The organism is Agrobacterium genomosp. 2 str. CFBP 5494, from assembly GCF_900013495.1.
GTDB classification, from domain to species: Bacteria; Pseudomonadota; Alphaproteobacteria; order Rhizobiales; family Rhizobiaceae; genus Agrobacterium; species Agrobacterium pusense.
In genome coordinates this window covers 40465-51255 of the sequence record NZ_LT009719.1, presented here as the reverse complement: position 1 = coordinate 51255, position 10791 = coordinate 40465, and the positions used below count along the sequence as shown (strand labels likewise).

The following is a 10791-nucleotide window of genomic DNA, read 5'->3' as shown; positions in this document are numbered from 1 at the left end:
GCCTGATCACTCCTGGCGGATCCAGGTGAGCGAACCGCCTCGAAGTCGGGCTTCAAATGCCGCGCTTTAGATTGGTCCCGTTCTCCTGAGCCTTGCCGCTACGCAAGCGGGATAATGGTGCTGCCGGACAAAACGGCGACCGTATGTGAGTTTGAACCGGTGAAGGAAACGTGCCGCGTCAAGCAAGGTGGCTCAGACCATGGGTTCGATACGAAATCGAAGGGGCACGCTATGAAACGATGATTGCTCTTGACGACGAAATCCTCATGTGAGCTTTGAGAGCGGTTCTTGAAGCGCCAGGACTCGTTTCCGGTTTCCACGATCTCACAGTGATGGGTCAGGCGGTCTGGGAGAGCCGTCGTCATCTTTGCATCGCCGAACACCGACGGCCATTCTCCGAAAGCGAGGTTGGTGGTGACGATGATCGAGGTGCGCTCGTAGAGCCTGCTGATCAGGTGGAAGAGGAGCTGGCCGCCGGCCTGAGCGAATGGGAGGTAGCCGAGTTCGTCCATGATGACGAAGTCGAGCCTGGTGATGAAGTCGGCCAGCCGCCCCTGCTTTCCGCTACGTGCCTCCGTCTCAAGCCGATTGACGAGGTCGACGACGTTGAAGAAGCGGCCGCGTGCTCCGTTGCGGATCAGAGCACGAGCAAGGACGATGGACAAGTGGGACTTCCCCGTGCCGGTTCCGCCGACCAGAACGATATTGTGCTGCTCGGCGAGGAAGGCTCCTGTCGCAAGCTGGCGCACGAGCCCTTCGTTGACCGGCGTGTCGGTGAAGTCGAAGTCGTCGATGTCCTTTTCCAGCGGCAGCTTGGCGACGGTGATCTGGTATTTGATGGAGCGTGCTTGCTTCTCGGCGATCTCCGACTGTAGCAGGTCACCCACGATGCGCGGCGGTTCGTGCTGCCGCTTGATGCCGGAGGCCATGATCTCGTCATAAGCGCTGCGCATGCCGAACAGCTTCAGCGTGCCCATCATGTCGAGGATTTGGGATCGTTCCATATCAGCTTGCCCTCCTGAGGCTGTCGTAACGCGCGCAATCGGCCAGAGGCTCGTGGGTCAGGCGAAGCGCATCGGGAATGGAAAGGACGGCGGCCGGCTGCGGATCACGCTTGCGGGCCAGGATGTTGATGATGACGGCAGCCGAGAACACGCCCTGATCGAGCGCCTCCTGGCAGGCCGCTTCGACGGCGGGGAGCCCGTCCAGGCCCACACATTCGAGGATCGACACCATCTGCCGGTCGCCGTCATGCATGGACTTCAGCCGGCGGCGCACCTTCTCCATGGCGGCGGGCAAAACCCAGTCGTGGAATGGCGCACCGTTGCGCAGTGCTCCCGGCTTGCGGGTCAGGACCGGCACGTAATGCCAGGGATTATAGATCGTCTCGCCACGGCCGAAGCAGCGATCGTGTTGGCCGATCTCCACGCCATCCTGCCGGATGACGATGCGATCTGCATAGGCATGTATATCGGCCGGGCGGCCGACTGCCGTGGATAGCACCGAGTATTTGTTGTTGTCGAAACGCACGAGGCAGGTCTTGCCGATCGAGGCCTGCACCGCGTGGAAGCCGTCGAACTTGCCGGGATAGCCGACCAGGTGCGGCCGTTCCCCATCGAACACCTCCCAGATCGTGCGCTCCGTTTGATCGACATGCTTATGGGCGCGGGCATAGCTGATGCACTTGTCCAGCAACCAGCCATTCAGTTCATCGTAGGACTTGAAGCGCAGCCGTGGCGTGAAGAAGCGTTCCCGCACCAGGTTGACCTGGTTCTCGACCTGGCCCTTCTCCCACCCCGACGCCGGCGTGCAGGCCACCGGCTCGATCAGGTAATGTGCATAGCGGCAATCAAGGTGAGATTCGTATTGCCTCATCGAAGAATGCTCCCGAACGGATAGCATATTGCCTCACCAGAATGCTCCCTATGCCCTGCTGAGCTCTGGTTGTTGTTCATCTTCGCCAGGCTCGTTTCCGAATATCATTCTATGCGCGCGATCGCGACGCCAACCTTTCACCCGTCGTTGCACCGTACGGATTAGTCCATCAGGATACTCGCCGGGATAAATGCTTTGAAGTCGCTCTAGTAGCTCGCGGCCGGTTCTCCATGGCTCTGCTTCAAACCAACTGTAAAGATCATTCGTGACGTTAACCAGCGGGTCAGGCCGCCGTCGCTCGCGTTTTAGTTTTGGCTTTGCTTTCGCGGTCGGACGAACTTCGCCCTCCGTCCACGCGATACGCAGGCTTCGTAAAAAGCTCTCGATATCAGGAACTTCGCTTAAGGGTGTTCCCTGATGCACAATGTCGGCAAGCCGCTGTTGTCCTGCACGAATGTTTCGGAGAAGCGTTACAGGATCGAGTTGTTCGCTCATGCGCACCAAGCGGTCGCGTACCTCCAGTCCCGTCCTTGCATCCGACAAAATCCGTTGATGTGGCGTCGCGGGAGAAGAGTAGAGCTTCTTGACCATCGCTCCGTTTCGCTGCTTTTCGAGCAACTTAAACGACGGCTGAAAGAAGTTCACGAACAAGCGCACCGAACGATAAAGCTCTGCAAGTGTTGCCGCAGCTTCAACTCCCTCATACCGATGATAGCCAACAATGCGGCGGACGACCGATCCGTTTTTCTGCTCCACATAAGCCTGATCATTTTTACGATATGGCCTACAGCGAGTGAATTCTATATCTGAATCAATACAGTAGTCCCTGATTGTCTCGTTGATGAATACGCTATCATTGTCCGTATCAAAGCCAAGCAACGGGAAGGGCATTACGCGGCGAAGCTCGGTCAAAACTTCCGTCAAAAGCTTCTGTTCGCGAACAAGCAGAGGGGCGCATTCGGTCCAACCGGTCGCAATATCTGTAAGGACAAGAGTTTGAATAAAGCTGCCGCGTGCGTTGGGACCGGAGTGCGACACCAGATCGGCCTCGATGAAGCCAGGTGCGGGATCACCCCAGTCGGAGAATTTTCGAATTGGGATACTCCGCTTCAATGCTGATGAAGCAACGGAACGTCGGCGTCGACGGCCGCCTGCTGTTTCTCGCACGCTTTTCAATGCACGGTCGATGGTAGCCGCACTCATCTGTAGCAGAAGTGTGCGGACCTGATCGTCTAACCTCAAATGGCTATGTTGTTCCATCGATGAGATCAAAATTGGCAGCAAGGGCTTCAATCGCTTGCCACAGATGCGGTCGGAGGCTTCCCACAAAACAATAAGAGCCTGTCGGGTCGCCTCGTCATAAATCTGCGCCCGCGTTCGCGATTGCGGTTGCTTATCCGCCCCCCGCAATAAACGCATCGCGTGTTTGCGATGCATCCCACTAATCGAAACGAACTGATCGAGGATCCGCGATTTTTCCTCCCGCTTTCCGGCCGCATAGCGCTTTGCCAGAGCAGCAACCAATTCCTTCTTCGTCGTCACGCTGATCAGCCTCATCTGATTTGCTCCGCACCCACAAATGCTGGGAGCAAATCAGATGAGGCAACGGCCAACAATCAGGGACATTTCTAGTGAGGCAATGCGGCGTCTCATCCTAATCGCCGCGCTATAGGTCGCGCTTCTCTGCGTCCTCGCCTACAATCTCGCCGTCTATACGGGCCGCAGGATGTGAGAGGCGGCCGTTAAGCCGCCTCCTGCATCTGTTGCTGACGGAAGGCTCGCAGGTAGTCGGCAGCCTCGGCCGCCTGGGCTCGCGGCGATGACGAACGCCTTTCACATTCGCCATTCCTGAGCTGCTGCATTTTATCTTTGCGAACTCCACGTCAGGAAGGTCTCTGGTTTTACGCCATCCGTCCGGGCCTTCTCGATCAGCGGCTTGAGGGTGTCTCTGGTGAAAGCGTCAATTGTCGTGGGGAGTGCCGGACGATCATCGCGAAATTTGACCCTCCCATCGTTAAGAGCCGCTGCGGTGTTCTTGTCATAGACCCACCGATCGAGCGTTCCGAACCTCTCCCGGAATACCGTTTCGACCTCGCGATCGCGCATGTCGACGAAGCGATAGTCTACCTCTCGTCCGACTGCCCGGCCGATGATCGCGGCGATTTCGGCCATCGTGTAATCGATGCCCAGTTGCTTCACCGACCGGTGCTCGCCCGTTGGCGCGTCGAACTCGTTCGCCGCGAAATCCGCGATGTCCTGAATGGAAACCCAAGGCGCTTTGACGTCCGGCGCAAGCGTCCAGCCGATCCTATTGTGCCGCACGATAGCGTCGCTCCGCCTCGCCAGGTCCTGCATGAACCATCCGCCCTGCAGATGCACCAGATTGATGTCGCGTAACCGGTTGAGGATCTGATCCAGCATATGGAAACCCTGGAAATGGCCGGTGTTTCCGCTGAGCTCGGACCCCATTGCGGTCAGGCTCACGGCCAGTTTCACCGGAGAGTCCCGAAGAGCGTCGAAGAACCGAAGCGCGACCGCAGGGTAGTGCCCATGAAAGTCCTCCGCCGCCCAAAGAGTTTTGACCATCAGGAACGCAGCGTCAGCGTCGTCGAAGAACCTGCCGAGCTCACCATCCCCTGTGTCAAAGCTGCCAAAGAATGGTTCTGCGCCTTTTGCGACAAGTGCATTGAGGGCAGGCCCTCCTCTTGAAAGAGCTTTGACGGAATGGCCTTTGGCCAAGAGGTTCTCGGTCAGTCTGGCGCCGATCCTGCCGGTCGCACCAACCACGGCGATACGCATGGCTCATCTCCTACAGTTTGCTGAGCCGATTCTTAATGGATTGCTTGATGGGCGAAAGTGGAGATAATGCCATATGATCTCGAAATCAGGCCAACCTTTGATGAAGCCAGCCTGCAGCACCGCCATAGATCTTAGCTTCTCGCATGGGCCGGCGATGGCGTTCAAAGTGGACTTCGCTGACTATGAAGCCGAGCGGCACCAGCATCAGCACCCGCAGGGTCAACTGATCCTCGCGCTCCACGGCGCGGTGACGTGCACCGCGGAAAGCGGGGTCTGGATCGTTCCGCCGGACTGCGGACTCTGGGTTCCCGGCGGCGTTCTTCACAGCAATCAGGTCACGCCCAATGCTCGTCTGACATACCTGTTTGTTGAGCCCGGCGCGGCTGAGCTTCCGGCTGAATGCTGCACGCTTTCGGTATCGCCGATGCTTCGGGAGATGATCCATCGGTTAGCGGACCTACCAGAACGGGATGGGCGCGACGCTCATGTTGGTCGCCTCATGCGGGTCATGCTCGATGAGCTCGCGCTGATGCCGCGTGAAAGGCTGGAGCTGCCAGTCTCTGATCATCCAAAGATCGCCGTGATTGCTGCGGCTCTTTTGGCAGACCCAAGCGACCGGCGTACTCTCGGCCAATGGGCTGAGCATGTAGCAGTCAGTGAACGAACATTGAAGAGGCTTATGATCCAGGAGACCGGATTGAGTTTCGGTCGTTGGCGACGCCAGCTCCATCTCGTCATCGCGTTGCGGGAACTTGCCGGCGGTGCGACGGTCCAACAGGTGGCAGGCGACTTAGGGTATGAATCCACGACCGCCTTCATCGTCATGTTCAGGAAAGCGCTTGGCACCACGCCATCACGCTACTTTGCCGATCGGCTGTTGAGGGCTGGGCAGGCGTGAGACATCGCCATCCGAGGTGTCAGCGGCAGACAATCCTAAGGCTGCCCGAAACCTGAAGACGCCACCCGGTAGAATGTCAGCAACGGCTTGCGGCTGTCGCCAATAGGCGTTGACCGAAGCGGAAGCTGACATTGAGCACTAGCTAGCCATCTACTGGACTCGACGGCTCGGACGGCATGACACCTGGGTTTCGGAGGTCCCGCATCAAGATTGCTTCAACGATGATACCCGCCAGACGGTCGGTACGCGGCGCAAGCGCGGGTTGGTCCGCGAGCCACGCCAGCGCGCCCACAAACGCGAACAGGTCGGTCCCGTCGATATCGTTCCGTGCCAATCCCGCGGCTTGCGCCTGTGCGAGTAGCCGGGCGCCAGCACTGCGCATCGCAACGCAAGATCCATGCAGTGCCGACCTGGGGTCTTCGATGGCGGCGATCATGGACGCCGTAACGCCGCGATAGGCGTGGGCCGCTGCAATCGTCTCGCGCAGCCAGGTCACGAGCGCCTCATCGGGCGCGCTAGATGCCTCCAAATCATCCGCCCGTGCCGCCATGGCATCAAACCCGGTGCGAAGCAGAGCCTCCAGCAAAGCCTCGCGGGTTGGAAAATGGCGGTACATGGTCCCGAAACCGACACCCGCCTGACGGGCGATGTCGCGCATCGACGCGCCTGCCCCATCGCGGGCCACGATCTCGCGCGCGGCGGCGAGAAGCTGATCGTAGTTCTTCCGAGCGTCAGCTCGCATACATCTGCCTTGCTAAACGGGGTGGTGCTCCATATAATCGGAGCGTCAACCCGCTTATAGTAGCGTATCTAGCCCTGAGGAGATAGCGCAATGTCGACCGCGATGATGAAGGCAATTCGACTGCACGAGTTCGGCGGCCCCGATGTGCTGCGATACGAGGATGCGCCGAAGCCTACGCCCAAGGCCGGCGAGGTGCTTATCCGGGTGCATGCGGTTGGCATCAATCCGCCCGACTGGTACCTGCGAGACGGAATGGAGGCTCTTCCTGCGGAGTGGCGGCCTTCCATTCCGCTGCCCGCCATCCCTGGAACCGACGTATCAGGCGTGGTGGAGGCGGTTGGCCCTAGCGAGGAGCCCTTCGCTGTCGGCGACGAAGTCTACAGCATGGTTCGCTTCCCGAGCTTCGGGGAGAGCGCCGCTTATGCCCAATACGTGACCGCACCTGCATCAGAGGTCGCGCGCAAGCCTGTTCGCCTCGATCATGTGCAGGCTGCGGCGGTTCCCATGTCAGCGCTTACTGCGTGGCAGTTCCTGATCGATCGCGGTCACGACGAGCCTAATCCCCTTCAGCCCGAACTTCACCGTCCCGTTCCGCTCCGGGACAAGAAGGTGCTCGTCAATGGCGCTGCCGGCGGGGTCGGGCACTTCGCCGTACAACTGGCCAAGTGGAAGGGGGCATATGTGATCGCGGTCGCTTCGAGCAGGCACGAGGCGTTCGTGCGTGGACTCGGGGCCGATGAGTTTATCGACTACACCAGGACGCCTGCGGAAGAGGTCGTTCGGGATCTCGATCTCGTCGTCGATACACTTGGTGGCCCGTCAACGGGCCGGTTCCTGCGCACCCTGAAGCGCGGTGGTGCGCTGTTTCCAGTGTTTCTGGGCTTCTCGGATCACGAAGAGGCGGCAAGGCTCGGTGTCACCGTATCGACCACCCAAGTCCGCTCCAACGGCGCACAGCTTGCCGAACTGGCACGGCTGTTCGATGCCGGGTCACTTCGCGTCGGGATCGACAGTACGTTTCCACTTCAAGATGCGAGCAAGGCCCACTCCCGGGCTGCGGAGGGGCACATTCAAGGCAAGATCGTCCTGACGGTAAGCTAGGGTCAGGACCCATTGATTTGAATTGACGGCTATGATTCAGACGGGCGGATAGGAGCCCGACTGATGAGTAATTTGTTCTGGCTGACGGAGGAGCAAATGGCCCGTCTTCAGCCCTATTTCCCCAAGAGCCATGGCCGCCAGCGTGTCGATGATCGGCGTGTCCTGAGCGGCATCATTTTCGTCAATCGCAACGGCCTCCGGTGGTGTGATGCGCCGAGGGAATATGGTCCGGCGAAGACCTTGTATAACCGCTGGAAACGCTGGAGCGACAAGGGCATCTTTATCCAGATGATGGAGGGCCTGGCTGTGCCTGAAGCTGCAGAGCGCATGAACATCATGATCGATGCGACCTATCTCAAGGCCCACCGCACAGCTTCCAGCCTGCGGGTAAAAAAGGGGGTGCGGGCCGCCTGATTGGACGCACGAAAGGCGGCATGAACACCAAGCTTCATGCCGTCACGGATGCGAATGGTCGCCCGGTCAGCTTCTTCATTACGGCCGGTCAGATCAGCGATTACACCGGTGCTGCCGCCTTGCTTGATGAACTTCCCAAGGCCAAATGGCTACTGGCCGACCGTGGCTATGATGCCGACTGGTATCGTGACGCTTTACAGGCGAAGGGGATCACCCCCTGCATTCCGGGGCGGAAGTCCCGCAACAAAACCATCAAATACGACAAACGCCGCTACAAACGGCGCAACCGGATCGAGATCATGTTCGGGCGTCTCAAAGACTGGCGGCGTGTCGCTACGCGCTACGACAGATGCCCAATGGTCTTCCTCTCCGCCATCGCTCTCGCTGCAACCGTTATCTTCTGGCTCTGATCAATGAGTCCTGACCCTAGAGACATCCCTATCGTCTATATGAGGTGCAAGCAGTAACGCAATTTCCGTTATCTAAACGTTCAAACTCATTGTGAGCATATAGTTTCCACAGCTTGATAACTTTTCTAATTTCAAGCAAGCCTCTTTGTTTCCACGCAGAACTGAGCCGGTTCGGCCCGATACCAATTCGCCGTCAAGCTACAGCGGCGAAGCGAGCCGGTAGATGGGGGCCACTGGCGTGGCTGCATGCCCAGTATCACGCCCTCAGCTCTGGAGGTAAACGGCACAAGGCGGCAGAGAACCGCAGGAAGGCTTCCGCCTCCTGCCGTTTTTGTTTTCCCAGCGCTGGACCGCGCTTTACCGACACTTCACGCCGCGACAACGCCAGAGGCGAAGCCTATCGGCTATTATTGTGCCGATTAGATGGGCGAGACCCGCGGTTATCCGGCTGAAGCCAGTGCGCCATCGCGGGCGCTGGATCAAGAGCATGACCGATCCTCGTTCAAGCAGACGCAGCCTGGTTCGCAGACCTTCTTTTCTTCTCTTATTGCGATGTGGCGATGCCAGGCGATAGCAGCCTGCCCAGCAACGTTTCGCATCTGGCGTAGGTCCGACGTATACACGTCAACAAACCAAATGCGACGCATAATACCGCCCAGATCGTGCAAAGCCGCTTCGGCCTCGACGCTCGATATACCGGCCTGCCGCCGCGCCGCCTCGATCTCCATAAAAGGTTTGCCGGCTTGCACCGCATCGAAATAGGCGCGATTGGCCTCGATCCCCTGAAGGACACGCTGCTTCACGGAGGCTCCAAAATCGGGCCAGAGCAGAAAGACAGCCAGTAGCGCTGCCGTGCTTCCGACGACATTGTCGAGCATGCGCGCCGAAGCGATGCCGACGCCGGGTTGGAGCATTTCGGTCACGATGACGAACAGCATGGTCAGGAAGACTACGAAAACTGTATAGTTGACCGAGCGTAAGGCGATGGCAACGGCTGCAAGCGCTATGGCTATGCCAGAGAGCGCGAGAGGATTGCTGATGGCGTAAAAAAGGGCGAGCGCGAGCGTTCCGCCAACAAGGCTGCCGAGGATGCGCTCCAGACAACGCGTCCAGGTGACGCGCGCACCGCCTTGCAAAACGACAACCACCGCCATAGCCGCCCAATATGGATAGCCAAGATGAAACACCACTGCCGCGTAATAGACCGCGATCAGGCCCGCCGCCTGGCGCAAAGCTTGCCGCAGCGCAAGTACTGGCAGCCGATGCGGCTGTCTTGCGGATTTTACCTGCGAAACAGCAGCATCCTCGAGTGGCGTCGACACGTCCTTTAGCGCCGCGCGCAGAACAATGGCGCAGCCGACGAAAACGTCGTCCGTCACGCTCTCCTGCAATCGCTGGGATCGTTTCATCGACCGTTTGATTGCGTCCATGCTTCCAGAGCGCAAGGCGGAATTCCACGAAACCAATGCTCTTTTGTATGCTCGCACCACCGCCAGCCGCTCAGCAGATGGCCCCACCCTGTCGATAAAGGCCTGATCGAGCGCTATCAATGCGCCAAACATCGCTTCCCCAGCTTTTAAAGCCCGCTCATAAGGCTCGATTGCGCGGGTTTCGGCGGCGTATCTAGCAAGTAGCCCGCGCAGGCGTTCGATTGCCATGCGTACCGACCGCCGGTGTTCCGCATGTTCGCTGTGCCAACGTTCATCGCGATGCGGTCTTTCACCCAGGGCAGCCAAACTTTCCGCCATGTCCAGCAAGCGCAGGACAACTGCGCCAGTTCCCCGGGACAGGGGTAATAATGGATCGATCCGCCACAGGGCATTTATCAGCAGATAAGCCCATGCAGAGCCCAGAAGAAAAGCCAGAGCCTGCATGAGGGCCTGATCCACGGGGCCGGGAAATCCGACTGCAACAACGGCGACCACTGCCAGCAATGTGCCCAGCGGGCCGCCATAGGCGACACGTCCAGCACCGATCACGCAGACGACAACAAGAAACGGTCCTGCCGCCATTCCGGCGGCTGGCGCCAATGAGGCTAGCCAAGAACCGGTCAACGCGACGACGGCACCGCAGATGACAAAAAATGCAAGGTTGCGGCGACGCAGTCGATCAGGCCCCGGTGCGTCGCACAAGCAAGTCCAGAATGCAGCAAAGACAGCCCAGCCCAGTTTGGCATTCCCCGTGGAAACTGCCAGGATAAGCGGAGCAGCCACCGCCACCGCGGCGCGATAACCCTCGGCAAGATTGAACTGTTCCGGAACAAGGCCGAAAGACCGCAACTCAAGACGGCGTGCCGCCCATCTCAGGAATGCTGTCGCCCGTCGAAGCAAAGGCAACCCCGACCTGAAAATGAAATTGGTCTTCGTCATAATCCTATCCCGCACGTGATGCCGGAGTGTCCAGCCTGGCTTCCTCTTCAGATTCTCGCATATTCGATTCCGAAGAGATTATTCTATTGGTCCTACCATTTATTATTGAACCAATCAACGATGTGTATTATTTGTCGTTAATCAACGGAAATTAGTTTATTGGTATGACCAATAACGGACAAC

The 10791-nt window shown here is 58.7% G+C and carries 8 protein-coding genes and 1 pseudogene; 3 read left to right on the top strand and 6 right to left on the bottom strand.

The features are described from left to right. Positions 1-98: 98 nt before the first annotated feature. The 4 genes and pseudogenes from istB to AGR2A_RS15105 form a co-directional block, all read right to left on the bottom strand. The gene (istB, locus tag AGR2A_RS15120; protein ID WP_244667955.1) at positions 99-1004 is read right to left on the bottom strand and encodes an IS21-like element helper ATPase IstB; all 906 of its coding nucleotides are present in this window, start codon (positions 1002-1004) and stop codon (positions 99-101) included. Position 1005: 1 nt separating this feature from the next. After that, positions 1006-1839, bottom strand: a pseudogene (locus AGR2A_RS15115) (Mu transposase domain-containing protein); the annotation flags it as partial. Positions 1840-1923: 84 nt separating this feature from the next. Next, positions 1924-3432 (bottom strand): DDE-type integrase/transposase/recombinase, encoded by a 1509-nt coding sequence (locus AGR2A_RS15110; RefSeq protein WP_080823106.1) that lies wholly within the window; start codon positions 3430-3432, stop codon positions 1924-1926. Between the two features lie 306 nt (positions 3433-3738). Then, the gene (locus AGR2A_RS15105) at positions 3739-4674 is read right to left on the bottom strand and encodes an NmrA family NAD(P)-binding protein (protein ID WP_072493459.1); all 936 of its coding nucleotides are present in this window, start codon (positions 4672-4674) and stop codon (positions 3739-3741) included. Positions 4675-4747: 73 nt separating this feature from the next. On the opposite strand from AGR2A_RS15105, the gene AGR2A_RS15100 reads away from it, so the two are divergent. Then, positions 4748-5572, top strand: a complete 825-nt coding sequence (locus AGR2A_RS15100) for an AraC family transcriptional regulator (protein ID WP_072493460.1) — start codon at positions 4748-4750, stop codon at positions 5570-5572. A gap of 142 nt (positions 5573-5714) precedes the next feature. On the opposite strand, the gene AGR2A_RS15095 is transcribed toward AGR2A_RS15100, so the two are convergent. Then, positions 5715-6314 carry a TetR/AcrR family transcriptional regulator gene (locus AGR2A_RS15095; protein WP_072493461.1) on the bottom strand — a complete coding sequence of 200 codons (600 nt, stop codon included), beginning with the start codon at positions 6312-6314 and terminating at the stop codon, positions 5715-5717. 90 nt (positions 6315-6404) lie between these two features. Between AGR2A_RS15095 and AGR2A_RS15090 the strand changes: the two genes are divergently transcribed. Together AGR2A_RS15090 and AGR2A_RS15085 are read left to right on the top strand one after the other, a co-directional pair. Then, positions 6405-7415 carry an NADP-dependent oxidoreductase gene (locus AGR2A_RS15090; RefSeq protein ID WP_072493462.1) on the top strand — a complete coding sequence of 337 codons (1011 nt, stop codon included), beginning with the start codon at positions 6405-6407 and terminating at the stop codon, positions 7413-7415. Positions 7416-7478: 63 nt separating this feature from the next. Then, positions 7479-8239, top strand: a protein-coding gene (locus AGR2A_RS15085; RefSeq protein ID WP_139786386.1) for an IS5 family transposase whose coding sequence is annotated in 2 segments (ribosomal slippage) — positions 7479-7803 and positions 7803-8239 — 762 coding nt in all. Because the reading frame shifts where the segments join, the coding sequence is not laid out codon by codon here. A gap of 479 nt (positions 8240-8718) precedes the next feature. Here the strand turns inward: AGR2A_RS15085 and AGR2A_RS15080 are convergent. After that, on the bottom strand, positions 8719-10608 hold the full coding sequence (locus tag AGR2A_RS15080; RefSeq protein ID WP_072493463.1) for an FUSC family protein: 1890 nt from the start codon (positions 10606-10608) through the stop codon (positions 8719-8721). Positions 10609-10791 lie beyond the last annotated feature (183 nt).

What these genes read in the sequence shown, in the direction of transcription:
- AGR2A_RS15110 (WP_080823106.1), bottom strand. Translation starts at nt 3,432, where the DNA reads ATGAGGCTGATCAGCGTGACGACGAAGAAGGAATTGGTTGCTGCTCTG.
- istB (WP_244667955.1), bottom strand. Translation starts at nt 1,004, where the DNA reads ATGGAACGATCCCAAATCCTCGACATGATGGGCACGCTGAAGCTGTTC.
- AGR2A_RS15090 (WP_072493462.1), top strand. Translation starts at nt 6,405, where the DNA reads ATGTCGACCGCGATGATGAAGGCAATTCGACTGCACGAGTTCGGCGGC.
- AGR2A_RS15095 (WP_072493461.1), bottom strand. Translation starts at nt 6,314, where the DNA reads ATGCGAGCTGACGCTCGGAAGAACTACGATCAGCTTCTCGCCGCCGCG.
- AGR2A_RS15105 (WP_072493459.1), bottom strand. Translation starts at nt 4,674, where the DNA reads ATGCGTATCGCCGTGGTTGGTGCGACCGGCAGGATCGGCGCCAGACTG.
- AGR2A_RS15080 (WP_072493463.1), bottom strand. Translation starts at nt 10,608, where the DNA reads ATGACGAAGACCAATTTCATTTTCAGGTCGGGGTTGCCTTTGCTTCGA.
- AGR2A_RS15100 (WP_072493460.1), top strand. Translation starts at nt 4,748, where the DNA reads ATGATCTCGAAATCAGGCCAACCTTTGATGAAGCCAGCCTGCAGCACC.